This is a genomic window from Streptomyces sp. NPDC088762 (assembly GCF_044750905.1).
GTDB lineage: Bacteria > Actinomycetota > Actinomycetes > Streptomycetales > Streptomycetaceae > Streptomyces.
Genome location: NZ_JBIVKT010000005.1, coordinates 17,330 through 40,544 on the forward strand (window position 1 = coordinate 17,330; position 23,215 = coordinate 40,544).

The 23,215-nt window shown below is 72.6% G+C and carries 28 protein-coding genes; 15 read left to right on the top strand and 13 right to left on the bottom strand.

Features of this window, described 5'->3' with window-relative positions; all coding sequences use genetic code 11:
• Nucleotides 1–74: 74 nt before the first annotated feature.
• Nucleotides 75–884: a CPBP family intramembrane glutamic endopeptidase gene (locus ACIP5M_RS14290; RefSeq protein WP_401196383.1), complete on the top strand. Its 810-nt coding sequence runs from the start codon at nucleotides 75–77 to the stop codon at nucleotides 882–884.
• A 9-nt stretch (nucleotides 885–893) separates the two neighbouring features.
• Here ACIP5M_RS14290 and ACIP5M_RS14295 read toward each other — a convergent pair whose 3' ends face one another.
• Nucleotides 894–1,715 carry a PhzF family phenazine biosynthesis protein gene (locus ACIP5M_RS14295; protein ID WP_401196384.1) on the bottom strand — a complete coding sequence of 274 codons (822 nt, stop codon included), beginning with the start codon at nucleotides 1,713–1,715 and terminating at the stop codon, nucleotides 894–896.
• A 185-nt stretch (nucleotides 1,716–1,900) separates the two neighbouring features.
• Here ACIP5M_RS14295 and ACIP5M_RS14300 point away from each other — a divergent pair, with 185 nt between their 5' ends.
• Complete coding sequence (locus ACIP5M_RS14300) at nucleotides 1,901–2,521, top strand: PadR family transcriptional regulator (protein WP_401196387.1); 621 nt, start codon at nucleotides 1,901–1,903, stop codon at nucleotides 2,519–2,521.
• 85 nt (nucleotides 2,522–2,606) lie between these two features.
• On the opposite strand, the gene ACIP5M_RS14305 is transcribed toward ACIP5M_RS14300, so the two are convergent.
• Nucleotides 2,607–3,035, bottom strand: coding sequence for an SRPBCC family protein (locus tag ACIP5M_RS14305; protein ID WP_401196389.1), 429 nt, complete (start codon nucleotides 3,033–3,035; stop codon nucleotides 2,607–2,609).
• Nucleotides 3,036–3,205: 170 nt separating this feature from the next.
• Here ACIP5M_RS14305 and ACIP5M_RS14310 point away from each other — a divergent pair, with 170 nt between their 5' ends.
• Both ACIP5M_RS14310 and ACIP5M_RS14315 read left to right on the top strand, forming a co-directional pair.
• Nucleotides 3,206–4,162: an EamA family transporter gene (locus ACIP5M_RS14310; RefSeq protein ID WP_401196392.1), complete on the top strand. Its 957-nt coding sequence runs from the start codon at nucleotides 3,206–3,208 to the stop codon at nucleotides 4,160–4,162.
• A 161-nt stretch (nucleotides 4,163–4,323) separates the two neighbouring features.
• Nucleotides 4,324–5,331, top strand: coding sequence for a DMT family transporter (locus tag ACIP5M_RS14315; protein WP_401196395.1), 1,008 nt, complete (start codon nucleotides 4,324–4,326; stop codon nucleotides 5,329–5,331).
• Here the strand turns inward: ACIP5M_RS14315 and ACIP5M_RS14320 are convergent.
• Entirely contained in the window at nucleotides 5,313–5,984 is a 672-nt protein-coding gene (locus tag ACIP5M_RS14320; protein ID WP_401196397.1) for a pyridoxamine 5'-phosphate oxidase family protein, read from the bottom strand. The two genes, ACIP5M_RS14315 and ACIP5M_RS14320, sit on opposite strands and share 19 nt — an antisense overlap.
• Before the next feature lie 37 nt (nucleotides 5,985–6,021).
• Between ACIP5M_RS14320 and ACIP5M_RS14325 the strand changes: the two genes are divergently transcribed.
• Nucleotides 6,022–7,356, top strand: a complete 1,335-nt coding sequence (locus ACIP5M_RS14325) for an aminotransferase class I/II-fold pyridoxal phosphate-dependent enzyme (protein WP_401196399.1) — start codon at nucleotides 6,022–6,024, stop codon at nucleotides 7,354–7,356.
• An 86-nt stretch (nucleotides 7,357–7,442) separates the two neighbouring features.
• Here the strand turns inward: ACIP5M_RS14325 and ACIP5M_RS14330 are convergent, their stop codons facing one another.
• Together ACIP5M_RS14330 and ACIP5M_RS14335 are read right to left on the bottom strand one after the other, a co-directional pair.
• Nucleotides 7,443–7,703 (bottom strand): hypothetical protein, encoded by a 261-nt coding sequence (locus ACIP5M_RS14330; RefSeq protein WP_401196402.1) that lies wholly within the window; start codon nucleotides 7,701–7,703, stop codon nucleotides 7,443–7,445.
• Nucleotides 7,704–7,749: 46 nt separating this feature from the next.
• Nucleotides 7,750–8,712, bottom strand: coding sequence for a DMT family transporter (locus ACIP5M_RS14335; RefSeq protein WP_401196404.1), 963 nt, complete (start codon nucleotides 8,710–8,712; stop codon nucleotides 7,750–7,752).
• A gap of 74 nt (nucleotides 8,713–8,786) precedes the next feature.
• Between ACIP5M_RS14335 and ACIP5M_RS14340 the strand changes: the two genes are divergently transcribed.
• Entirely contained in the window at nucleotides 8,787–9,698 is a 912-nt protein-coding gene (locus ACIP5M_RS14340) for a LysR substrate-binding domain-containing protein (RefSeq protein ID WP_401196406.1), read from the top strand.
• A gap of 9 nt (nucleotides 9,699–9,707) precedes the next feature.
• On the opposite strand, the gene ACIP5M_RS14345 is transcribed toward ACIP5M_RS14340, so the two are convergent.
• Entirely contained in the window at nucleotides 9,708–10,181 is a 474-nt protein-coding gene (locus tag ACIP5M_RS14345; RefSeq protein ID WP_401196408.1) for a pyridoxamine 5'-phosphate oxidase family protein, read from the bottom strand.
• Nucleotides 10,182–10,257: 76 nt separating this feature from the next.
• On the opposite strand from ACIP5M_RS14345, the gene ACIP5M_RS14350 reads away from it, so the two are divergent.
• From ACIP5M_RS14350 to ACIP5M_RS14385, 8 genes are all read left to right on the top strand, one after another.
• Nucleotides 10,258–10,872 (top strand): cysteine hydrolase, encoded by a 615-nt coding sequence (locus tag ACIP5M_RS14350; RefSeq protein ID WP_401196411.1) that lies wholly within the window; start codon nucleotides 10,258–10,260, stop codon nucleotides 10,870–10,872.
• Between the two features lie 18 nt (nucleotides 10,873–10,890).
• Nucleotides 10,891–11,736 (top strand): HipA family kinase, encoded by an 846-nt coding sequence (locus tag ACIP5M_RS14355; RefSeq protein WP_401196412.1) that lies wholly within the window; start codon nucleotides 10,891–10,893, stop codon nucleotides 11,734–11,736.
• Nucleotides 11,733–12,116: a DUF3037 domain-containing protein gene (locus ACIP5M_RS14360; protein WP_401196413.1), complete on the top strand. Its 384-nt coding sequence runs from the start codon at nucleotides 11,733–11,735 to the stop codon at nucleotides 12,114–12,116. The genes ACIP5M_RS14355 and ACIP5M_RS14360 overlap by 4 nt, the downstream gene beginning before the upstream one ends.
• A 148-nt stretch (nucleotides 12,117–12,264) precedes the next feature.
• Nucleotides 12,265–13,026 (top strand): 3-oxoacyl-ACP reductase FabG, encoded by a 762-nt coding sequence (fabG, locus tag ACIP5M_RS14365; protein ID WP_401196415.1) that lies wholly within the window; start codon nucleotides 12,265–12,267, stop codon nucleotides 13,024–13,026.
• A 28-nt stretch (nucleotides 13,027–13,054) separates the two neighbouring features.
• Nucleotides 13,055–13,837, top strand: a complete 783-nt coding sequence (locus tag ACIP5M_RS14370) for an SDR family oxidoreductase (RefSeq protein ID WP_401196417.1) — start codon at nucleotides 13,055–13,057, stop codon at nucleotides 13,835–13,837.
• A 152-nt stretch (nucleotides 13,838–13,989) separates the two neighbouring features.
• Nucleotides 13,990–15,573, top strand: a complete 1,584-nt coding sequence (locus ACIP5M_RS14375; RefSeq protein WP_401196420.1) for an ABC transporter substrate-binding protein — start codon at nucleotides 13,990–13,992, stop codon at nucleotides 15,571–15,573.
• Between the two features lie 128 nt (nucleotides 15,574–15,701).
• Complete coding sequence (locus tag ACIP5M_RS14380) at nucleotides 15,702–16,370, top strand: uracil-DNA glycosylase (RefSeq protein ID WP_401197180.1); 669 nt, start codon at nucleotides 15,702–15,704, stop codon at nucleotides 16,368–16,370.
• A gap of 96 nt (nucleotides 16,371–16,466) precedes the next feature.
• Complete coding sequence (locus tag ACIP5M_RS14385) at nucleotides 16,467–16,961, top strand: hypothetical protein (protein WP_401196422.1); 495 nt, start codon at nucleotides 16,467–16,469, stop codon at nucleotides 16,959–16,961.
• Nucleotides 16,962–16,966: 5 nt separating this feature from the next.
• Here ACIP5M_RS14385 and ACIP5M_RS14390 read toward each other — a convergent pair whose 3' ends face one another.
• Both ACIP5M_RS14390 and ACIP5M_RS14395 read right to left on the bottom strand, forming a co-directional pair.
• Nucleotides 16,967–17,509 carry a hypothetical protein gene (locus ACIP5M_RS14390; protein WP_401196424.1) on the bottom strand — a complete coding sequence of 181 codons (543 nt, stop codon included), beginning with the start codon at nucleotides 17,507–17,509 and terminating at the stop codon, nucleotides 16,967–16,969.
• A gap of 80 nt (nucleotides 17,510–17,589) precedes the next feature.
• Nucleotides 17,590–18,114 carry a DinB family protein gene (locus ACIP5M_RS14395; protein ID WP_401196427.1) on the bottom strand — a complete coding sequence of 175 codons (525 nt, stop codon included), beginning with the start codon at nucleotides 18,112–18,114 and terminating at the stop codon, nucleotides 17,590–17,592.
• Nucleotides 18,115–18,198: 84 nt separating this feature from the next.
• On the opposite strand from ACIP5M_RS14395, the gene ACIP5M_RS14400 reads away from it, so the two are divergent.
• Nucleotides 18,199–19,104: a Gfo/Idh/MocA family protein gene (locus tag ACIP5M_RS14400; protein ID WP_401196429.1), complete on the top strand. Its 906-nt coding sequence runs from the start codon at nucleotides 18,199–18,201 to the stop codon at nucleotides 19,102–19,104.
• Here ACIP5M_RS14400 and lnt read toward each other — a convergent pair.
• The 5 genes from lnt to ACIP5M_RS14425 all read right to left on the bottom strand — a co-directional run bounded on the left by lnt (nucleotide 19,049) and on the right by ACIP5M_RS14425 (nucleotide 23,196).
• Nucleotides 19,049–20,623, bottom strand: coding sequence for an apolipoprotein N-acyltransferase (lnt, locus tag ACIP5M_RS14405; RefSeq protein ID WP_401196432.1), 1,575 nt, complete (start codon nucleotides 20,621–20,623; stop codon nucleotides 19,049–19,051). The two genes, ACIP5M_RS14400 and lnt, sit on opposite strands and share 56 nt — an antisense overlap.
• An 88-nt stretch (nucleotides 20,624–20,711) precedes the next feature.
• Entirely contained in the window at nucleotides 20,712–21,179 is a 468-nt protein-coding gene (locus ACIP5M_RS14410) for a nuclear transport factor 2 family protein (RefSeq protein ID WP_401196434.1), read from the bottom strand.
• Between the two features lie 69 nt (nucleotides 21,180–21,248).
• A complete protein-coding gene (locus ACIP5M_RS14415) occupies nucleotides 21,249–21,425 on the bottom strand; it encodes a hypothetical protein (RefSeq protein WP_385183284.1) in 177 nt (58 codons plus the stop codon).
• A 115-nt stretch (nucleotides 21,426–21,540) separates the two neighbouring features.
• Nucleotides 21,541–22,419: an undecaprenyl-diphosphate phosphatase gene (locus ACIP5M_RS14420; RefSeq protein ID WP_401196436.1), complete on the bottom strand. Its 879-nt coding sequence runs from the start codon at nucleotides 22,417–22,419 to the stop codon at nucleotides 21,541–21,543.
• A 48-nt stretch (nucleotides 22,420–22,467) separates the two neighbouring features.
• On the bottom strand, nucleotides 22,468–23,196 hold the full coding sequence (locus ACIP5M_RS14425; protein WP_401196438.1) for a TVP38/TMEM64 family protein: 729 nt from the start codon (nucleotides 23,194–23,196) through the stop codon (nucleotides 22,468–22,470).
• Between the last annotated feature and the right edge of the window lie 19 nt (nucleotides 23,197–23,215).

Genomic DNA, 23,215 nt, shown 5'->3' on the forward strand with positions numbered 1-23,215 from the left:
AGGCAGTATGGGGAGGTCGGAATCGGAAGGTCGCCGCGCCGGGGCGCAGCGGGATGGCGGGACGGGAGTCGGGCGTGCGCGCGGAGCCGGAGCCGGTGGTCGTGGAGCTGGGCGAGGACGGGCGGCGTCCCGGAAGGGCGGTCCTGCGCGCCGAGACGGTGCTCGTGCTGGCGCTGTCGCTGGGCGCGAGCGGGGTCTCGGCGCTGATCAGCTTCATCGGCTCGCTCACCAAGCCGGGCGGGCTCAAGGACCAGGCCGCCACGCTCAACGGCTCCTACGCCCCCGGCCGGCCCTGGCTCGACCTGGCCTGGCAGCTGTTCGGCATCGGCACCGCGCTGGTCCCCGTCCTGCTGGTGGCGCACCTGCTGACCCGCGAGGGCGCGCCCGGGCTGCGGGTGCTGGGCTTCGACCGGACCCGGCCCGCGGGCGATCTCGGGCGCGGGGCCCTCGTGGCGGCCGGGATCGGGAGCGCCGGGCTGCTCTTCTACCTGGGTGCCCGGGCCACCGGCTTCAACCTCACGGTGGTGCCGGAGGCGCTGCCCGACGTGTGGTGGAAGTTCCCCGTACTGATCCTCTCCGCCGTGCAGAACTCCGTCGTGGAGGAGGTCATCGTGCTGGCCTACCTGCTGCGACGGCTGGACGGGCTGGGCTGGTCGCCGATGGCCGCGCTGCTCGCAAGCTCCGTGCTGCGCGGCTCGTACCACCTCTACCAGGGCATCGGCGGCTTCATCGGCAACGTGGTGATGGGCGTCGTCTTCGTGCTGGCCTACCGCCGCTGGGGCCGCGTGGGACCGCTCGTCGTCGCGCACGCGCTGCTCGACATCGTGGCCTTCGGCGGGTACGCCCTGCTCGCGGGCAAGGTGGGCTGGCTGCCGACGCCCTGACCGGCCCGGTCAGGGGGTGCTGAGCAGCTCCCCGTCGAGGACGGTGACCGCGTGACCGGTCAGGAGCGTCCGCTCGCCGGCCAGGGAAACCCGTACCAGGCCCTGGCGGGCTCCGCCCTGGAGACCGGTCAGTTCCGTGCGCCCCAGGCGGCCCGCCCAGAAGGGGGCGAGGGCGGTGTGCGCGCTGCCGGTGACCGGGTCCTCGTCGATCCCGAAGGCGGGGAAGAAGCCGCGGGAGACGAAGTCGTACCCGCGGGAGGGGTCCTCGGCGGGCGCGGTGACGATCACCCCGCGCCTGGCGAAGGCGCGCAGGGCGGCGTGGTCCGGCTCCAGCTCGCGGACGGTCTTCTCGTCGGCGAGCTCGACGAGGAGGTCGCCGATGTGCGGGGCGGTGTCGTGCACGGAGAGGATGGGCGCGCCGCCGAGCGCGTGGTCCACCGAGGCCGGCGCCGCGACCGGGGTGAGGGACGACGTCGGGAAGTCCATGGTGATCGTGCCGTCCCCGGCGGCCTCGGCGGTGAGGACGCCGCAGCGGGCGGCGAACCGGATGAGCCCCGTGGCCCGCCCGCTGGTGGCCAGTACGTGCGCGGTGGCGAGCGTGGCGTGGCCGCACATGTCCACCTCGGCGGCCGGGGTGAACCAGCGCAGCGCCCAGTCCGCGTCCCCGCCCGGCGGCAGGGGGTGCGCGAAGGCGGTCTCGGAGAGGTTCATCTCGGTGGCGACCTGCTGGAGCCACGCGTCCGGCGGGAACGCGTCGTCCAGGAGCAGGACGGCAGCGGGGTTCCCCTGGAAGGGACGGTCGGTGAAGGCGTCGACGATTCGGATGCGCATGGCCCGACGTTAGGGCGGTTCCTTGATCACTGACAAAGGCCAATCCGGGATGACTGGCCTTGCTTCGTCAGGCGACTGTCGGCGACGTGTTCCGATATATCGTTGACACATCGCGAGCGGTCTTCGATAGTGGAGACATCGGAGAACCGATGAAGCGACGACGAAGTGACGAAAGGAGCGCGGTCATGCGTTCACACGGACAGCACGGACACGGCGACGGGCATGAGCACGGACGAGGCCACGGCCACTGCGGGCCCGATCGTCGGGAGGAGTTCAGGGGGCTGCGCGCCGCCTTCGGGCCGTTCGGGCCGCCTTTCGGCGGCGGGCCCTTCGGTGGGCGCGGCGGGCGCGGCGGACCGCGCGGCCGGGCCCGGCGGGGTGACGTGCGCGCCTCGATCCTGGCGCTGCTCGCCGACCGGCCGATGCACGGCTACGAGATGATCCAGGAGATCGGCGAGCGCAGCGGCGGGGCCTGGAAGCCGAGCCCCGGCTCCGTCTACCCGACCCTCCAGCTGCTGGAGGACGAGGGCCTGATCGTCAGCGCGAGCGAGGGCGGCAAGAAGCTGTTCACGCTCACCGACACGGGCCGTGCCGAGGCCGAATCGGGTCCGGACGCCCCCTGGGCCGACGCGGGGCGCGGCTTCGACTTCGAGGCGATGCACGAGGTCCGGACGGCCGGTGTCGGCCTGATGGAGGCCTTCGGGCAGGTGTTCAAGACCGGCTCGCCCGAGCAGCGGGAGAAGGCCCTCGCCGTCATCAACGACGCCCGCAAGAAGCTCTACCTGATCCTGGCCGACGAGCACTGAGTGCACCCGGCGAGCATGCGACAGCGCCCCGCGGACGTTCCGCGGGGCGCTGTCGTGCGCAGGGGTGTGGGCCGGCCGCCGGGGCTCAGGTGACCAGGCCGGCCAGCTTGCGGAGGGATTCGTTCAGCGCGGCGGTGGCCGAGTCCTTCAGCTTGCCCGCCATGAGGGAGACGGCGGCACCCGTGAACTCGCCGTCGATGCGGACGGTGGTGGCCCCGCCGTCCGGGGTCAGGGTGTACCGGGTCAGCACGGCCACGCCCATCGGGCCCTTGCCGGTGATGGCGAAGAGGCGCTCGTCCTCCAGCTCGGAGACCGTCCAGACGACCTCGGCGGGGAAGCCCATCATCTTCATGTTCTCGGCGAAGGTGGAGCCGACCGCGAGGCTCTGCGGGCCGCCCTGCGGGAAGTTGGTGTGGGTCATGCTCCACTGGCCGTACGCGTCCCAGTCGGTCAGCTGGGACCAGACCTTCGCGGCGGGCGCCTCGATGCGTGATTCCGCGGTGACTTCGGCCATGCGACCACCCCTTCTCGTCGGGTACGTGCGGCGGAACGTAGCCCCGGCGGGCGGAACATTCAATACTGACGACCAGTCAGATATCGCGGGACGGCGCCCCGGGGTGTCGGGTGCGTCTCAACAGGTGTCATGCCGGTGACGGTGCTGACCGGCCCTGCCATGATGGCCCGATGCAAGCGACAGGGAAAAACGCCGGGCTGGGCCTCGCCCTGGTCTCGGCGTTCGCGTTCGGTGGTTCCGGAGTGGCGGCGAAGCCGCTGATCGAGGCGGGTCTGGACCCGCTCCACATGGTCTGGCTCAGGGTGGCCGGGGCAGCGCTCGTGCTGTCCCCGCTGGCCTGGCGCCACCGCGATCTCGTGCGGCGCAAGCCCGCCCTGCTCGCGGGCTTCGGGCTCGTCGCCGTCGCGGGCGTGCAGGCCTTCTACTTCGCCTCCCTGTCCCGGATCCCCGTCGGCGTGGCCCTCCTGCTGGAGTACCTCGGGCCGGCGCTGCTGCTGGGCTGGATCCGCTTCGTGCAGCGCAAGCCCGTGACCCGGGGCGCCGCGGCCGGCGCCGCCGTGGCCGTCGTCGGCCTGGCCTGCGTGGTCGAGATCTGGGCCGGGCTGAGCCTGGACCTGCTCGGCGTGCTGTTCGGACTCGCCGCCGCCTGCTGCCAGGCCTTCTACTTCGTCTTCGCCGACCAGGGCGCCGACGGGGACGACGTACCGGACCCGCTCGGGGTGATCGCGTACGGCATGATCATCGGCGCCCTGGTGATGACGGTGATCGCCCGGCCCTGGGAGATCGACTGGCAGGTGCTGGAAGGCCAGGCCTCCGTCGGCGGGACGATGGTGCCCGCGCTCGTGCTGCTCGGCTGGGTGGTGCTGATCGCGACCGTCTTCGCCTACCTGACCGGTGTGGTCTCGGTGCGCAAGCTGTCACCCCAGGTCGCGGGCGTGGTGGCCTGCCTGGAGGCGGTCGTCGCCACCGTGTTCGCCTGGATCCTGCTCGGCGAGCACCTCTCGACCTGGCAGATCGTGGGCGGCGGGCTGGTGCTGGGCGGCGCCTTCATCGCGCAGTCCTCCCGGCCGACCCCGCCGGCCGCGGCCGATCCGGCCGTGCTGGACCGCGAAACCGCCACCGCATAGGGTGGCGGCCATGCCGTCGACCGTGCTTCCGCCTCCCGCCGCCTAGCGCGGGCGGCCCCGTGTGAAACCCACCCGGCCCGGGGAGTTCCCGGGCGGGTGCGCGCTGCCCGCGAAGCGATGACCTTCCTCTTTCATCCTTCACGCATGCGCGGAGACTTCACGTGTCGAACCTTTCGCCCGCTGCCGGGCGCAGTCTGCTGTACCTCGTCGTCGCCGGAGCCGCCTGGGGCACCGCCGGGGCGGCCGCCTCCCTCCTCTTCCTCGCCAGTGACCTCGGCCCGCTCGCCCTGTCCTTCTGGCGGTGCGCGGGCGGACTCGTGGTGTTGCTCGGGGTGCTCGCCCTGCGCCGGCCGCGCCGCGGTCTCCCCCGGGTACGGCCTTCGGTGGGCTCCCTGATCGCGACCGGGCTCATGTTCACGCTCTTCCAGGCCGCCTACTTCGCCGCCGTACGCGAGACCGGCCTCGCCGTCGGCACCGTGGTCACCCTCGGAGCCGGGCCCGTGCTCATCGCGCTCGGAGCGCGGTACTGGATGGGCGAGCGGCTCGGGCGCGGGGGCCTGGCCGCCGTCGTGGGGGCGCTGGCCGGGCTGGGCGTACTGGTCCTGGGCAGCGGGGGCGGCGAGGTGCGCCCGCTCGGTGTCTGCTGGGCGCTGCTGTCGGCCGCCGGGTACGCGGCGATGACGCTGCGGGCCCGCCTGCTCGGGCGGCGCGGGGCGGGCGGGGACCCTCTCGTCACCACCGCCTGGTCGGCCGGGGTGGGCGCGGTGTGCCTGCTGCCGCTCGGTGCCGCGGAGGGACTGCTGCCGCACACCGCCGAGATCGGGCGGGTGATCTGGCTGCTGGTGTACGTCGCGACCGTGCCGACGGCGCTGGCGTACGCGCTCTACTTCACCGGGGCCGCCGCGGTGCGGTCCGCGACCGTGTCGGTGATCATGCTGATCGAGCCGGTGAGCGCGGCGGCGATCGCCGTCCTGCTGCTCGGCGAGCGGCTGACCGGCGCCGTGATGCTGGGCACCGTACTGCTGCTGACGGCGGTGGGGGCGCTGATCACGGCGGAGGCGAGCCGGCCGGCGGATGCGGCGGCGGACCGGCCGGCGGGTGATCCGGCCGGCCCGGCCGCCGCCGTGGAGCGGCCTTCTCGGCGGCGTCCTCAGAGCGCCGCGAGGTAGCCCGGGGTGGCGATGCCGGGGGCCAGGTCCGCCGCGGCCTGGGGGGTTCCGTACGCCTGCGCGACCGGGACCACGCCCGCCCAGTGGGGCAGGCCCAGGTCCTCGGCGTCGTCGTTCGGCCCGCCCGTACGGATCTTGGCGGACACCTCCGTCAGGTCGAGGCGGATCACCGCGGTGGCCGCGAGTTCCTTGGCGTTGGCGGGCCGGGAGTCCGCCGAGCGGCCCGGGACGACGTGGTCGACGAGGGCGTCGAGCGCCATCCGGCACTCCTCCTCGTCGGTCACCTGGTAGGCGGTGCCGTGGACGACCACCGAGCGGTAGTTCAGCGAGTGGTGGAACGCGGAGCGGGCCAGCACCAGGCCGTCGACGTGCGTCACGGTCACGCACACCGGCAGGCCCGGGTCGGCCTTGCCCGCCGCGAGGAGCGGGCGGGAGCCGGTGGAGCCGTGGATGTAGAGGGATTCGCCGACCCGGCCGAAGAGCGTGGGCAGCACCACCGGCGCGCCGTCGCGGACGAAGCCGAGGTGGCAGACGTAGGCCTGGTCGAGTATCGAGTGCACCGTCTCGCGGTCGTAGCGGGCCCGCTTGGGGGAGCGCGTGGGGACCGTGCGGTCGGTGGGCGCGTACGCGTCGTTGACAGGCGTGACGGTCATGCTGCGAACTCCATTGCACTAGTGCATACTGGTCTTTGTGCTAGGAGACTATTCAATCACAGGGCGCCGCGCATCCGAGATCGCGGCGAGCGTCGAAGAGGGCGTGGGATCGGGAGCGCTCGCCCCCGGAGCGCTGCTGCCGCCGATGCGGGAGCTCGCCGGTGAGCTGGGGGTGAATCCCAACACCGTGGCGGCCGCGTACCGCACGCTGCGCGAGCGCGGGGTCATCGAGACCGACGGGCGGCGCGGCAGCCGGGTGCGGGCCCGCCCGGCGAGCGCCCCGCGCGACGCGCTGCGCACGGCCGTGCCCGCAGGCGTGCGGGACATCACGGCGGGCAATCCCGACGTGGCGCTGCTGCCTTCGCTCGACGGTGCGCTGGCCGCGGCCGCCCGGCGGTACGCGCAGGCGCCGACGCTCTACGGGGAGGACCCGGTCGCACCGGAGCTGGCGCGGTCGGCGCGGGCCGGCCTCGACGCCGACGGGGTGCCGGACGGGCCGATCGCGGTGACCTCGGGCGCGCTGGACGCCATCGAACGGGTCCTGGCGGCCCACCTGAAGCCCGGGGACGCCGTCGCGGTCGAGGACCCGGGGTGGAGCAGTGTGCTGGACCTGGTGTCGGCGCTCGGGCTGCGGATCCTGCCGGTCGCGGTGGACGACGACGGTCCGCTGCCCGGGGCGGTGGCGCAGGCCCTGGCGGCCGGGGCACGCGCGCTGCTGGTCACCGCCCGGGCGCAGAACCCCACGGGGGCGGCGGTGAGTGCGCCGAGGGCGGCGGAGCTCCGGGCGCTGCTGGCGGACCGTCCCGGGGTCCTGGTCATCGACGACGACCACGGGCACGGGATCGTGGACCTCCCCCTGTACCCCCTGGGGGGAGCGACCCGGCACTGGGCACTGATCCGCTCCGCGGCCAAGGCGTACGGTCCGGACCTGCGGCTGGCGGTCCTCACCGGCGACCCGGTGACACTGGACCGGGTCCGCGGACGACAGCGGCTCGGCCCGGGATGGGTGAGCCGGCTGCTCCAGTACGCGGTGGTGGAGTTGTGGACCTCGGGGGCGGTGGACACGGCCGCGGTGGCCCGCTCGTACGGGGAGCGGCGCGACGGCCTGGTCGCGGCCCTGCGGGAGCGGGGCGTCCGGGCCCACGGTTGCAGCGGGCTGAACGTGTGGGTGCCCGTGGACGACGAGACGGGTGTGGTGACGAGGCTGCTGACCGCGGGGTGGGCGGTGACGGCGGGCGCCCGCTTCCGCGTCGAGTCCCCGCCGGGCGTACGGCTGACCGTCTCCGGGCTGGGGGTGGAAGAGGTGGCCGGGCTGGCCGATGCCGTTGCCGCGGCGGTGCGGCCCGGGCCGGCGGGCGCGCGCTACGTCTGACGAAGGCCCCCGCCCCGTGGCGTCCCGGGGCTCTGGCTCCGGGACCCGCGCTTCGGGTGCGGGCGGGGCCCGGCCCGTCGGCGGAGTCAGGCGAAGGTCTCCACCAGGCCGACCAGGGCGAGGAGGGAGCCGGCCAGAGCGACGGCCGTGCCGAGGAAGCGGTAGACACCGGCCGAGGCGACCCGCTGTGCCGGGTCGAGGATTCCTCGGGCGTGCCGGCGCAGCTCCGCGTTGGCCGCGGCCCGCCGCTCCAGCGAGGCGGCCGCGCCCCGGACGTTCAGTGCGACCGAACCGCCCAGGACCGTGGCCGACAGGCCGAAGGCCAACAGGAAGACGCCGATGCTCATGTGTTGCCCCCGGGCGTTGTGATGATCGTCCGGACCGTAGCAGGCGTCACGTGCGTCGGCGGGTCCCGGGGCGGGTCTGGGTGAGGGCGGCGCCGGTCAGCACGATCGCGGCGCCGACCGGGGTGTTCCAGTGGAGCTGTTCGCCGAGGACCAGGACGCCGGCCGTGGTGGCGATGACCGGGATGAAGTACGTGACCATCTGGGCGGTGGTCGGGCCGACCTCCGTGACCAGGCCGTACTGCATCTGGAGGGCCAGGCCCGTACCCAGGGCGCCCAGGGCGACCACCGACAGGGTCGGCCAGAGGGGGAAAGCGGTCGGAGTGGACGTGAACAGGGCGCTGACCAGTGTGAGCTGGAGCGTGGAGACCATCAGCTGGCCGCCGGTCAGGGCCACCGGCGAGCCCGGGGTGCCGGCCAGCGTGCGGCGGACGTAGATCCAGCCGATGGGGTAGCAGAGCGAGGCCAGCAGGGCGAAGGCGGTGCCCTTGGCGTCGACCCCCGAGAAGCCCTGCCAGGCGCCGAGGACCGTGAGGACGCCCAGGAAGCCCAGGCCCAGGCCCGCGAAGCGGCGGCGGGTGGGGCGGTCTTCGGAGAGCGCCACCAGGGAGAGCGCCATGCCCCACAGCGGGGACGTGGCGTTGCAGATGCCGGCCAGGCTGGAGGGGATGCTCAGCTCCGCGTACGCGAAGAGCGAGAACGGGGCGGTGTTGAGCAGGAACGCCGCGACGGCGAGGTGACCCCAGGTGCGCGGGCCCCGCGGCAGCGGCTCCCGGCGGACCAGCAGGACGGCCAGGAGGGCCAGAGCGCCGAACAGGACCCGGCCCAGGGCCACCTGGAAGGGTGCGTACGCCTCCGTGCCCACCTTGATCAGCAGGAAGCTGAAGCCCCAGATGACCGAAAGGATCGCGAAACGGACCCGCCAGTCCAGGAGGACGCTGCGGCGGCCGGCCTTCGGGGCGGGCGGGGCGGGGGTCGAGAGGGTGGGGCGTGGGGTGGCCGGTGCGCTCATGCCCCTTACTGTGCGTGTATCAACTTCGTAGGACAAGCGAGAATTTTTGGGCGTGACGGCGTAGCATCGCTTACATGTTGAACCTGGAGCGCCTCCGCACCCTCGATGCCCTCGCCCGGCACGGCTCGGTCAGCGGCGCGGCCGACGGACTCCACGTCACCACCTCCGCAGTGTCCCAGCAGATGGCCAAGCTGGAGCGGGAGGTCGGCCAGCCGCTGCTCACCAGGAACGGGCGCGGGGTCCGGCTCACCGACGCCGGGCGGCTGCTCGCCGACCACGCGGCCCGGATCATCTCCCAGGTGGAGCTCGCCCAGGCCGACGTGGAGGCGCAGCGCGGCTGCGCGGTCGGCGAGCTGCGCATCGGCGCCTTCCCGACCGCCATGCGCGGGCTGCTGCCCCGGGCCCTGTCCGCACTGCGCGAGGGGCATCCGGAGCTGCGCGTGCGGGTGCGCGAGCAGGAGCCCGAGGAGTCCATGGCCGCGGTGGTGCGCGGGGACCTCGATCTGGCGCTGGCCATCGACTGGCACAACAAGCGGATGCCGGTGCCCGTCGAGCTCACCCGCACGCACCTGCTCGACGACTCGGTCGACATCGCGGTCCCGGCCGGGCACCGGCTGGCCGGCCGGGACGGCGAGGTCTCCCTCGCCGAGTTCGCCGACGACGACTGGATCTCCTGGAACGAGGGCCAGTTCTGCCACGAGTGGCTCGTCTACACCCTGCGCGGTACCGGCATCGAGCCGCGCATCACCCACATCGCCGAGGAGCACCACACCCAGCTGGCCTTCGTGGAGGCCGGGCTCGGGGTGTGCGTGGCGCCGAAGCTGGGCCGCGGCCCGGTGCCGTCGGGGGTCCGGCTGCTGCCGGTCGACGACACCGTACGCCGCCACGTGTACGCGGTCTGGCGCGCCGACGCCGACCGCCGGCCCTCGGTCCGGGCCGCCGTCGAGTCGCTGCAGCAGGCGGCGCAGGTCCGGCACACCCCGTAGGCGGTTTCTCTAGAGCTTGCGGAAGTCCCACGAGACGATCGAGTCGGGGGTGAGGCGGATCCAGGCGTGCCGCCCGTCGTGGGGCATCTGCGCCATGCCGAAGTTCTTGACCGGGAAGATCCGCTCCGCTTCGGCGAGTTCCGGGCAGGGCTCACCGGTGCGCGGGGCCTCGCCGACGAAGACGGCGCTGCCCGACAGCTCGACGCCCCGCAGTTCGTCGTAGGACTCGCCGGAGTCGACGACCACCGAGATCCGGGGGTCCTCGCGCAGGTCCGACCAGCGCCGGCTGCGCGTGATCGAGTACAGCCACAGGGACGTGCCGTCCCAGGCGAACCACAGGGCCCCCACGTGCGGGCGGCCGTCGGGGGAGACCGTGGCCACCCGGCAGGTCCGCTGCTCGCGCAGGAAGGCGTCCACCTCCGCGTCGGTCATCATGATCCGGCGGCCCCGGCGTTGTCCGCTTCCCGTCCGTGCTTCGGTCATCCGTCCCGCACCCCTTCACATCTGACTGTGTGTCAGGAATCATGCGGGCTCTTCGGTCGTCACGCCAGGGGGAGCCATGCAGGATCTCGATCCCGCCACCACCGCGCTGCTCACCGTCGAGTGCCAGAACGGCGTCGTCGGCGAGGAGAGCGCCCTGCCCGAGCTCGCGAAGGAGGCCCGGGACTCCGGGATGCTGGGCCGGGTGGCGGCGCTGGTGGACGCCGCGCGCGGGGCCGGCGTGCAGGTGCTGCACGCGGTCGCCGAGCGGCGGCCCGACGGGCTCGGGGCGAACAGCAACGCGCGGCTGTTCCGGGCCGCCGGAAGGCTGCCCGTGCGCCAGCTGACCGGGAGCAGGGCCGTGGAGGTCGCGGCCCCCATCACCGTCGCCGAGCGGGACCTCGTCGTCCGCCGGCTGCACGGGCTCTCCCCGATGGCCGGCACCGATCTGGACGCCCTGCTGCGCAACCTCGGCGTCCGCACCCTCGTCGTCACCGGGGTCTCCTCCAACATCGCCATCCCGAACACAGTCTTCGACGCGGTGAACCTCGGCTACCGGGTCGTGGTTCCGGCCGACGCCATCGCCGGGGTGCCCGCCTCCTGCACCGCCGAGGTGATCCGCAACTCGCTCTCGCTGGTCGCGGCCGTCACCACGGCCGAAGCCCTCCTAAAGCAGTGGGCTCCGGCGCCCTGACCCCCGTAACCTGGGCGGATGCTGTCCGAAGTGATCGCGACCCGCTACGTCACGCCCCTGCGTGAGGGCGGCTCGCTCCCGGGAATCGTCGAGGCCGACGACCTCGGTACCTACGTCATGAAGTTCACCGGAGCCGGCCAGGGCCGCAAAACCCTCGTCGCCGAAGTCATCTGCGGCCGCCTGGCCCAGCGGCTGGGACTACGGGTCCCACGGCTGGTGCAGATGCAGCTCGACCCCGTCATCGGGCTCGGCGAGCCCGACCAGGAGGTGCAGGAGCTGCTCAAGGCCAGCGGCGGGCTGAACCTGGGCATGGACTACCTGCCCGGCTCGATCGGCTTCGACCCGCTCGCCTACCAGGTGGACCCGGTCGAGGCGGGGCGCGTGGTCTGGTTCGACGCCCTGATCAACAACGTCGACCGGTCCTGGCGCAATCCGAACATGCTGGTCTGGCACGGGGACGTCTGGCTCATCGACCACGGCGCCACCATGATCTGGCACCACAACTGGCCCACCGCCGAGGCCGCGGCGGCCAAGCCCTACAACGCCTCCGACCACGTCCTGGCGCCCGCCGGGCCGGACATCGCGGCCGCGGCGGCCGCGCTCGCGCCGCTGGTCACCGAGGAGTTGCTCACCGAGGTCGCGGCCGACGTGCCCGACGAGTGGCTGGTGGACGAGCCCGGCTTCGACTCCACGGACGCGCTGCGGCGCGCCTACGTGGAGGCGCTGCTGCCGCGCGCGGCCACGATCCACGAGAGGATCTCGCTGGAGGCCGAGGTGAAGGCCCCGCAGAAGCCGCCGGGCTGGCTCACGGACCACCTGACGGAATGGCCCCACAAGACCAAGAAGAAGAGCGACGGCGAGTGACCAAGCGGGACGTGTTCGAGTACGCGCTGGTGCGTGTGGTGCCCCGGATGGAGCGCGGCGAGTGTTTCAACGCCGGCGTGATCGTCTACTGCCGGGCCCACGGGTACGTGGCGGCGCGCACCCATCTGGACGAGGCGAAGCTGCTCGCACTGGATCCCGGGGCCGACGTGGCCGGGGTGCGGGCGGCCCTGCGCGCGGTGGAGGGCGTGTGCGCGGGCGGCGAGTCCGCCGGTCAGGCCTCCGGGGACGACGCGGGGCGGCGGTTCCGGTGGCTGATCGCTCCGCGGAGCACGGTGGTGCAGCCGGGGCCGGTGCACACCGGTCTGACGGCCGATCCCGCGGCGGAGGTGGAGCGGCTGCTGGACCTGCTCGTCCACTGACGGCGCTCCCCGTGCGCCACACGCCGGAGGGCCTGGATCCGGCGGGCGTTGACACCGGGTGCCAGGGATCCTAGCGTCTCCTCAGCTGAAGCTACTAAGCGGTTGCTCACCTCCGGGCGGCCGCCTCTCAAGGGCGAGGAGATCCAGCATGTCCACCACCGAGCAGCGCGTCGCGATCGTGACCGGGGCGGCCCGGGGCATCGGCGCGGCCACCGCCGTGCGCCTGGCCGCCGAGGGCCGGGCCGTCGCCGTACTCGACCTCGACGAGGCCGCCTGCAAGGACACCGTGGAGGCGATCACCGCGGCCGGCGGCAAGGCCCTGGCGGTCGGCTGCGACGTCTCCGACGGCGCGCAGGTGGAGGCGGCCGTCGCACGCGTGGCGAGCGAGCTCGGCGCTCCGACCATCCTGGTCAACAACGCGGGCGTACTGCGCGACAACCTCCTCTTCAAGATGAGCGAGACCGACTGGGACACGGTCATGAACGTGCACCTGCGCGGTGCCTTCCTGATGTCGAAGGCCTGTCAGAAGTACATGGTCGAGGCCAAGTTCGGCCGCATCGTGAACCTCTCCAGCAGCTCCGCCCTCGGCAACCGCGGCCAGGTCAACTACTCCGCCGCCAAGGCCGGCCTCCAGGGCTTCACCAAGACCCTGGCCATCGAGCTCGGCAAGTTCGGCGTCACCGCCAACGCCGTCGCCCCCGGCTTCATCGTCACCGAGATGACCGCCCAGACCGCCGCCCGCGTCGGCATGGGCTTCGAGGACTTCCAGGCGGCCGCCGCCACCCAGATCCCCGTCCAGCGGGTGGGCCGGCCCGAGGACATCGCCAACGCCATCGCCTTCTTCACCGGCGAGGCCGCAGGCTTCGTCTCCGGCCAGGTCATGTACGTGGCCGGCGGCCCGCTCAACTGACGAGTCCACGAGAGGCAGGCGCAGGGCCATGACGGACAGCACAGAACGCAGCACAGAACGCAGCACCGACAGCGGCAAGGTCGCACTGATCACCGGTGCGAGCCGGGGCATCGGCTACGGCATCGCCGAGGCGCTGGTCGCGCGCGGCGACCGGCTCTGCATCACCGGGCGCAACGAGGAGGCCCTCAAGGAGGCCGTCGAGCGGCTGGGCGCGGACCGGGTGATCGGGGTCGCCGGCAAGGCGCACGACGAGGAGCACCAGGCCGTCGCCGTCGAGCGGACCATGGAGGCCTTCGGCCGCGTCGACTTCCTGATCAACAACGCCGGCACCAATCCGGTCTTCGGCCCGCTCGCCGACCTGGACCTCGGGGTCGCGCGCAAGGTCTTCGAGACCAATGTGATCTCGGCGCTCGGCTTCGCCCAGCGCACCTGGCACGCCTGGCAGAAGGAGAACGGCGGGGCGATCGTGAACATCGCCTCGATCGCCGGCGTCTCCGCCTCGCCCTTCATCGGCGCGTACGGGATGAGCAAGGCCGCCATGGTCAACCTCACCCTCCAGCTCGCCCACGAGATGGCCCCCGCGGTCCGGGTCAACGCGATCGCCCCCGCGGTGGTCAAGACGAAGTTCGCGCAGGCGCTCTACGAGGGCCGCGAGCAGGAGGCCGCGGCCGCCTATCCGCTCGGCCGGCTCGGGCTCCCGGAGGACGTCGGAGGGGCAGCGGCGTTCCTCACATCCACACAAGCGGAATGGGTCACCGGGCAGACCCTGGTGCTTGATGGAGGAATGTTCCTCAATGCCGGAGTGCACTGACCGATAATCGGACGCATTTGCCTCCGTAGGGGTGGCAAATGCATACCGAATGTGCGCGAAACCGGTCAAGTGCCCCACGAAACCTCCCCCTTGGATTCGTGGGGCACTGCGGTAGGGTCTGCCGCACCCCTGGCTGATCGAGGAGCGTGCACGTGTTCAACCGGACCAGATGCCTGCAGATCACTGCGGCCCTTGCGTCCATATCCCTGCTCGCCGGTTGCGGCCTGCTTTCGGACGACAGCGCCGACGACGCGAAGCCGATCGTCGTCGGCACGACGAGCGCCCCGAGCACCCTCGATCCCGCCGCGGCATGGGACGGCTCCTGGGAGCTGTACCGGAACGTCTACCAGACGCTGCTCGCCTTCCCCTCGGGCTCCAGCAAGCCCCAGCCGGACGCCGCCCAGAGCTGCGAGTTCACGGACTCGGGAAGCCAGGCGTACCGGTGCACCCTGCGCAAGGGCCTGAAGTTCTCCAACGGCGAGGCGCTCGACTCCAAGGCGGTCAAGCACTCCCTCGACCGGATCAGGACCATCGGCTCCAAGGTCGGCCCGAAGGACCTCTTCAACAGCCTGGAGAGGATCGAGACGCCGGACCCGCTGACGGTCGTCTTCCACCTGAACACCTCGGACGCCACCTTCCCGTTCGTCCTCGGCTCGCCCGCCGCCTCGCTGGTCGCGCCCAAGGAGTACCCGGCCGACAAGCTGCGCCAGGACGGCAAGGTCACCGGCTCCGGCCCGTACGTGCTCGACTCGTACAAGGAGGGCTCCGAGGCCGTCCTGGGCGGCAACGAGAGCTACAGCGGCTTCGCCAACCGCCGCAACGACTCGGTCACCATCCGCTACTTCACCGACTCGCAGAAGATGGTCTCCGCGCTCAAGGCGAAGGAGATCGACGCCACCTACCGAGGCCTGTCGGCCGCGGAGATCCGGGACCTGCAGAACCCCGAGGCGCACACGCTCGGCGTCCAGGTCGTCGAGAACGTCGGCGCCGAGATCCGCTACCTGGTCTTCAACCCCAAGGACCCGATGGTCGCCAAGCTCCCGGTGCGCCAGGCCATCGCGCAGCTCGTCGACCGCGGCGCGCTCGTCTCCAAGGTCTACCAGGGCACCGCCGAGCCGCTGTACTCGATGGTTCCGAAGGGGGTCGTCGGCCACAAGACGCCCTTCTACGACAAGTACGGGGCCGCGGACGTCAACAAGGCCAAGAAGATCCTGCGGGACGCCGGCATCAACCAGCCGGTCGAGCTGACCTTCTGGTACACCACCGACCGGTACGGATCCTCCACCGCCGAGGAGTTCACCGAGCTCAAGCGGCAGCTGGACGAGAGCCTGCTCTTCAAGGTCACCCTGCGCAGCCAGCCCTGGAAGACCTTCCAGGAGGGCTACAAGGGCCAGGAGTACCCGGTCTTCGGCCGCGGCTGGTTCCCCGACTTCCCGGACCCGGACAACTTCATCGCGCCGTTCGTCGGCAAGGAGAACGCGGTCGGCACCCCCTACGAGCCCGCCCAGATCCTGAACGAGCTGCTGCCCAAGTCCCGCCGCGAGGGCGACCGCTCGGCCGGTGTCCACGAGTTCGAGCAGGCGCAGCAGATCTTCGCCGAGGACGTCCGGCTGCTGCCGCTGTGGCAGGGCAAGCTGTACGTCGCCGCGGGCGAGGACATCGCCGGCGCCGAGCGGGCGCTGGACCCGCAGACCGTCTTCCAGATGTGGGAGCTGTACCGCAAGACCAGCTGGTAGCCGTCGAGCGGGGCCCGCTCGGCCGTCGAGCGGGGCCCGCGCCCGCGGCGTTGTCAGTGGGCACCGGTAGGTTCGTGATCAGTCAACGAACTTGCGAACTTGTACCGGAGGTTTTCGCCGTGACCCAGATGCTGCCCGAGTCCTGGCTCCCCGTCCTCGGCGGGGAGCTGGACCAGCCCTACTTCAGGGAACTCGCCGAGTTCGTCGAGAAGGAGCGGGCGAACGGGCCGGTCTACCCGCCCCACGACCAGGTCTTCGCGGCCCTGGAGGCCACGCCGTTCGACCAGGTGAAGGTGCTGGTCCTCGGCCAGGACCCCTACCACGGCGCCGGTCAGGGCCACGGCCTGTGCTTCTCCGTGCGGCCCGGGGTCAAGACCCCTCCCTCCCTGCGAAACATCTACAAGGAGATGAAGGAGGAGCTGGGCCTGCCGGTACCGGACAACGGATATCTGATGCCGTGGGCGCGCCAGGGCGTCCTGTTGCTCAACGCGGTGCTCACCGTCCGCGAGGCCGAGCCCAACTCGCACAAGGGCAAGGGCTGGGAGAAGTTCACCGACGCCGTGATCCGCGCCGTGTCCGAGCGCTCCGACCCGGCCGTCTTCGTGCTCTGGGGGGCCTACGCCCAGAAGAAGATCCCGCTCATCGACGAGGAGCGGCACGTGATCGTCAAGGGCGCCCACCCCTCGCCGCTCTCGGCCAAGAAGTTCTTCGGCTCCCGGCCCTTCACGCAGATCAACGAGGCCATCGCCGCGCAGGGCCATGAGCCGATCGACTGGCGGATCCCGGACCTCGGCTGACGAAGCCCCGCGCCTCGGCGGCAATGCCGGTGCCTCCGGCTAGCTTCTTGACGATCAGACCGGAGCAGGTCTGGCAGGAGAAAGCCGGAGGCCGCCGTGACGGAGCAGCAGGAGGCGTCGGAGGACGCCGTCATGACGAGGATCGGCCAGGCGGTCATCCTGCTGCACGCCGGGGACCGCGAGGAGGCCCGCAACCGGCTCGGCGCGATCTGGTCCGAGATCGGCGAGGACGGCGACCCCCTGCACCGGTGCACCCTGGCCCACTACATGGCCGATGCCCAGGACGACCCCGCCGACGAACTGGCCTGGGACCTGAGGGCGCTGACCGCCGCCGAAGGCCTGGAGGACGGCCAGGGGCCCGCCATGCTGGCGTTCTACCCGTCCCTGCACCTGAGCCTGGCCGCCGACTACGCCAAACTCCGGCGGCCGGAGGCGGCCCGGATCCACCTGGCCCGGGCCCGCGCCGCCACCGGCGCACTGCCCGACGACGGCTACGGGAACGGCGTACGGGCCGCCATCGCCCGGCTGGAGCGGCGCCTGGCCGTGGAACCGGGCGGGGGGCCCCGGCCGTTCCCGGAGCAGTCCCCGTGAGCCGGTCAGCTCCCCTGGACGCCCGCGCAGATGCGGGCCTCCGGGCTGTCCGGGTCCCATCGCCCGTGCCGTCGGCCCAGCGCGCACACATCGGCCGGCCGCACCGGCAGCTCCTTCATCAGCTCGCGCCCGGCCTTCCCGTCGGACCGCGTGTGGTCCTGGCGGCCGCCAGGACGGCCGGAGGCCTCCTTCGCGGGCTTCCGGGGCTCGGGGATGTCCGGAACCGGCGGCGCCGCCTCCAGGGGCCCACCGGACGGTCGCGGGGAGGCCGGCTGCGCGGACGCGCCCGCCGGAGCGGAGGCGGAGGCGGCGGCCCTGGGCTGCGGGAGCCCGTCCGGGACCGACTCCAGCGCCTCCAGCGCGGGCGCCCGTACGACGACCGGGGCGGCTCCCGGCCCGCCGCGCGGCTCGTGGTGCGGCGGTACCCCCGAGGCGGGGGTCGCCGCCGGCTGCACGGGGCCGGGGCTCACATTCACACAGCCGGAGACGGCCGAGACGGCGCAGGCGACTCCGAGCAGCAGCGTTGTCGTGGTTCGGGTTGGATGCACTCGCGCAACTCTGCTGGGCGAGGACCGCGTTGTGAAAACCCTGGGCCCATATTCACCCCGCACGGGTGACGCGCCACCCCCTATTCGCCGGTGGCACCGTCGAGGTGCTCGCGCAGGAGGTCCGCGTGGCCGTTGTGGCGCGCGTACTCCTCGATCATGTGCGTGTAGACCCAGCGCAGGCTGAAGACCTCGCCGCGGTGGTGGCTCTCGGCCTTCGACACCAGGTCCAGCGAGCGGCCCGCGGCGGCCTGCCTGGCCAGCCCGACCTCGGTCTGCCACACCTGCTCGGCCTGCGCCCAGGTGTCCCCGTCGGTGAAGTGGAAGTCGCCGTCCACGTCCTCGCGCGTGGAGTACAGCTCCGGGAGGTCCTCGCCGAGCATGATCTCCCGGAACCAGTACCGCTCCACCTCGGCCATGTGCCGTACGAGGCCCAGCAGGCTCAGTTCGGAGGGCGCGAGCGGCGTGCGGCGCAGCTGCTCCTCCTGAAGCCCCTCGCACTTCCAGAGGAGGGTGGCGCGGTGGTAGTCGAGCCAGCCGTCGAGCATGTCGCGTTCGGCGGCGGTCGTGGAGGGCTCGGGGCGATGTGATCCGGAGGTGGTGGTCATGGGGCCATCCTCGGCGAACCGGGCCCGGGTCACCAGGGATTAAGCTGCGGGCATCCCACAAGGAACGAACCAGGAGGCCCCCCGGTGAAGGTCGGTTGCATCGGACTCGGCGACATCGCGCAGAAGGCGTACCTGCCCGTCCTCACCACCCGCCCGGGAGTCGAGCTCCACCTGCAGACGCGCACGCCCGCCACGCTGGAGCGGGTCGGAGCCTTCCACCACATCCCGGCGGCGCGCCTGCACACCGGTCTCGACGCGCTCCTCGACCAGGGCCTGGACGCGGCCTTCGTGCACGCCCCGACCGCCGTCCACCCCGAGATCGTCACGCGGCTGCTGGAGGCCGGCGTGCCGACCTACGTGGACAAGCCGCTCGCCTACGAATTCGCCGACTCCCTGCGGCTGGTGGAGCTGGCCGAGGAGCACGGCGTCTCCCTCGCCGTCGGCTTCAACCGGCGCCACGCGCCCGGCTACGTGCAGTGCGCCGATCACCCCCGCGACCTCATCATCATGCAGAAGAACCGCGTCGGGCTGCCCGAGGACCCCCGCACCCTGGTCCTGGACGACTTCATCCACGTCGTCGACACCCTGCGCTTCCTGCTGCCCGGCGAGGCCGATCACGTCGACGTCCGGGCCGTGGTGCGCGACGGGCTGATGCACCAGGTCGTGCTCCAGCTGTCCGGGGCCGGTTTCACCGCTCTCGGCATCATGAACCGGCTGTCCGGCTCCACCGAGGAGATCCTCGAGGTGTCCGGGCAGGACACCAAGCGGCAGGTCGTCAACCTCGCCGAGGTCATCGACCACAAGGGCCAGCCGACCGTGCGGCGCCGCGGGGACTGGGTGCCGGTCGCCCGCCAGCGCGGCATCGAGCAGGTCGTGGACCACTTCCTGGAGGCCGTCGTGGCGGGCAAGACGCTCAGCGCGCGGGACGCGCTGCTCACCCACGAGCTGTGCGAGCGGGTGGTGCACTCGGCTCTGGAGCAGGCCTCCTGAGCGTATGGACGCCCAGGGCGGCGCAGGCGGCCGCCAGCGCCGCGAGGGCCGCGGTCACCGGCCAGTCGCCGTACCGGACGTAGAGGGTCGTGCCGGTGGAGAGCGGGACCTCGTACACCGCCGCCGTGCTCGCCGAGGTCGGCAGGGCGGCCCCGATCCGCTCCCCGGACGGCCCGTGCACCACGCTGATGCCGGTGAGGGTGGCGTGCACCACCGGGCGGCCGTCCTCGGCCGCGCGCAGCGCCGCCAGCGACGCGTGCTGCGCCGGGGCCCAGCTGTCCTGGAAGGTGGAGGTCGCCGACTGGGCGACGAGCAGGCCGGCGCCGTCGCGGGTCAGGTGCCGGCTCATGTCGGGGAACGCCGACTCGAAGCAGACCAGGGGCCCGAGCCGGATCCCGGGCCTGCCGTCGGGCCGGGCAGGCAGGTCCATGACCACCGGGGAGGTGCCGGGCACGCGGTCCTCACCGGCCGCCTTGCCGACGGAGGTGGCCCAGCCCAGCAGGGACCGCGCCGGTATGTACTCGCCGAAGGGGACCAGCCGCATCTTGTCGTACCGGGGCCCGGTAGGCCCGTCGGCGCCCACGAGCACGGCGCTCTTGCGGATCCCCGGGCCGTCCGCCCGCCGCGCGTCCACGTTCACCAGCAGCGGAGCGCCGACCTCCGCGGACAGCGAGGCCAGCCGGCGCGCCAGGTCCGGCCGGGCCGCCAGGTCCTCGCCGACACTGCTCTCGCCCCACACCACCAGATCTACCCGCTGCCCCGCCAGCGTCCGCGTCAGCCGCTCCCCGGTCGCGAACCGCCGTTCGGGGCCGGAGGTCCCGTCGCTGCCCTCCACCACCACGCCCGGCTGTACGACGGCCACGCGCAGCGCGCCCGACACCTCGGGGCGCGGCACCCACAGCCACACCACCCCCGTCAGCACCGCGCAGCCCGTCACCCCGGCCAGCGCCGGGACCCGCGCCCCGGGTACCGCGACCAGCAGCACCAGGGCGCAGTTCACCGCCACCACCAGCAGGCTCACCAGCCACACCCCGCCCACCGAAGCCAGCCGCAGCGCCGGCGGGACCTGCCACTGGCTGGCCCCCAGCAGCCCCCACGGGCCGCCCAGCCCCTGCCAGGACCGGGCCAGCTCCGACAGCAGCCAGCCCGCCGGTACGAGGACCAGCGCCGCTCCCGCCCGGCGGCCGGACGGGAGCCCGCCGAGCAGTGCGCGTACCAGCAGCGCCCAGGGGACCCACAGCAGACCCAGCAGCGCTGCCAGGGGCAGCAGGAAGACGTGGAGGCTGGGCAGCAGCCAGTGGTGGACGGCCACGATGAAGCCCGCGCCGCCGAGCCAGCCCTCCAGAGCCGCCCGGCGCCCGGCCGGGGCCGACCTCAGCAGCAGCATCCACGGCACGAGGGCGGCGTACGCGAACCACCAGAGCGCGGGGGCGGGGAAGGCGAGCGCGGGCAGGGCGCCGGCGGCGACCGCGGCCGGCGCACGCCACCGCGGGGACCGTCCGGTCCGGGACGAGACCATGGCACGCCTCCGCTTCCAGTGTGGCAGTGCCGGGCCTACCGGGCCCGGCCGGGCGAGCGCGCGCGGTGGCCGCCCCTTACGGACACTCCTAGGGGGTCATGTGCCGCCACTTCTCGTGCACGGTGACACGGGTGAGCCGCCAGCCGTCGCCGGTGCGGGCCAGCGCGAAGACGTAGCGCCCGGCCGCGACGAAGTTGGGCGCGGTGACCGTCCCGTCGAACTCCGTCCCCGCCAGCCTCATCGGATTGAGGAAGTCGGCCCGGACCTCGGCGCTGTCGCCGGGCGAACCGCCCCGGTCCTCCAGCCGGATCAGCCGGTTGACCACGAGGTGCTGACGCACCGGGAACAGCTTCATGGTCTCCGCGAGCCACGCGGAGACCTCCCCGACCGGGCCCTCGATCCCGCCCGCCGAGCGGTAGTCGGCCCGCCCGGCCGCCGTGAACAGGGCGCGGTACGCCGCCCAGTCGCCGTCGTCGACGGCCACCGCGTACCCCGTGACCACCTCGTCGATCGCCAGCCGGTCCATCACCGTCGCCAGGTCCACACGCTGCGTCATCGGGACAGTGTGGGGCTGCGGCGGCACGAGGCCAAGGGGCGTGCGCCGACCGGATCTTCCCGTGGCCGGTCAGTGACCGGAATGCACCTCCCGCTGCCGCACGACGACGAGGAACGCGTCACTGTCCAAGTCCATCACCACCTCGGCCGGCACGCCCTCGCGCAAGCGCTGCGCGGCGTACTCCTCGGCGGGCCAGCTTCCCCGGGGACTTCCGGCCGGAAAACGCTCCAGAACCACTCGACGCATGGGACACCCCCTGCTTCTCGCCTTCAGGTCTCTTCAGGCACAACGACGCGAAGGCCGCCCGGGAACGTTCCCGAGCGGCCTCCGGTTCACGCGAAGCGGTGACGGCGAGCTGTGGCTATCCGCCCGACTCGCCGGCGTGCGGGCTCAGCACGCCCATCCCGACCAGCACGAACAGGGCGATGCCGAGCGCGATCCGGTAGATCACGAAGGGCATGAAGCTCTTGCTGGAGATGAACTTCATGAACCACGCGATGACGACGTATCCCACGAAGAAGGCGATGACGGTCGCGAAGATCGTCGGACCCCAGGAGATGTGGCCCGGGCTCTCCACCACGTCCTTGATCTCGAACGCGCCCGAGGCCAGCACGGCCGGGATGGCGAGCAGGAACGAGTAGCGGGCCGCCGCCTCACGCGTGAAGCCGAGCAGCAGGCCGCCGGAGATCGTCGCGCCCGAGCGGGAGACACCCGGGATCAGGGCCATCGCCTGGCAGACACCGAAGATCAGGCCGTCCTTCACGCCCAGCTCGCTGAGCGTCTTGCGCACGCGGATGGCGCGGTGCCGGCCGCCCTCCTCGTCGCGTGCGGCCAGCCGGTCGGCGATGCCCAGCACGATGCCCATCACGACGAGGGTGGTGGCGGTCAGCCGCAGGTCGCGGAAGGGGCCCTCGATCTGGTCCTTGAAGGCGAGGCCGAGGACACCGATCGGAATCGAGCCGACGATCACCAGCCAGCCCATCTTGGCGTCCTGGTCGGAGCGCAGCGCCTTGCTGAACAGCGAGCGGAACCAGGTGGAGACGATCCGCGCGATGTCCTTGCGGAAGTAGATCAGCACGGCGGCCTCGGTGCCGATCTGGGTGATGGCGGTGAAGGCCGCTCCGGGATCCTGCCAGCCGGCGAACGCCGCGGTCAGCCGCAAGTGGGCGCTGGAGGAGATCGGGAGGAACTCCGTAAGCCCCTGGACGAGACCGAGGATTAGGGATTCGAACCAGCTCATGTCGGGGTGCGCTCGTCCTTGTGATCGTCGGGCAGTTCGGGTCCGATGCTAGGGCCCGTGTGGAGCGCCGGTGACCACTGGGGGGTGCTGGGGGGCCTGTTCGTACGCCGCCTCGTGGATCGGGGGCGGCGCCAGCCGGTGCCGCTTGCGCCAGGCGACCGCTCCGGCGGCCGCGACGGAGACGACGATGAAGCCGAACGAGACGAGGAAGGCGGGCGATCCGGGGGAGGAGGCGTTGGCCCCCGCGATCACGTACGCCGCGGTGTTCGGGACAACGCCGAGCGCCGTCGCCGAGAGGAAGGGGATCCAGCCGCAGCGGGACACGGAGGCGCAGTAGTTGGCCACCACGAACGGCATCCCCGGAAACAGCCGGACGGCGAGCATCGAGCGGAAGCCGTGCCGGCTGAGCTGGCCGTCGGCCGCCTGGAGCCAGCGGCCGCGCAGGTAGGGGCGCAAGGCCTGCTGGCCCATGACGCGCCCCAGACCGAAGGCGATCGCGGCGCCGAGCACGGTGCCCCCGACCGCGGCGACCAGGCCGGACTGTATGCCGAAGACGGCTCCCGCGGCCAGATTGAGCAGCGGGCGCGGAACGAAGGCCGCAGCGCACACGCCGTACCCGGCGGCGAAGAGCAGGACCGCCGCGCCGAACGGCAGACCCGGGGGCCGGCCCTCCGACAGGATGCGCTGCGGCTCGTACAGCAGCACGCACACGCCGGCTCCCACGAGCAGCACGACGAGCAGCGTCAGCCGGGTCCACGGCGCCAGGAGGAGGGACATCCCGGGAGACTAACCGACG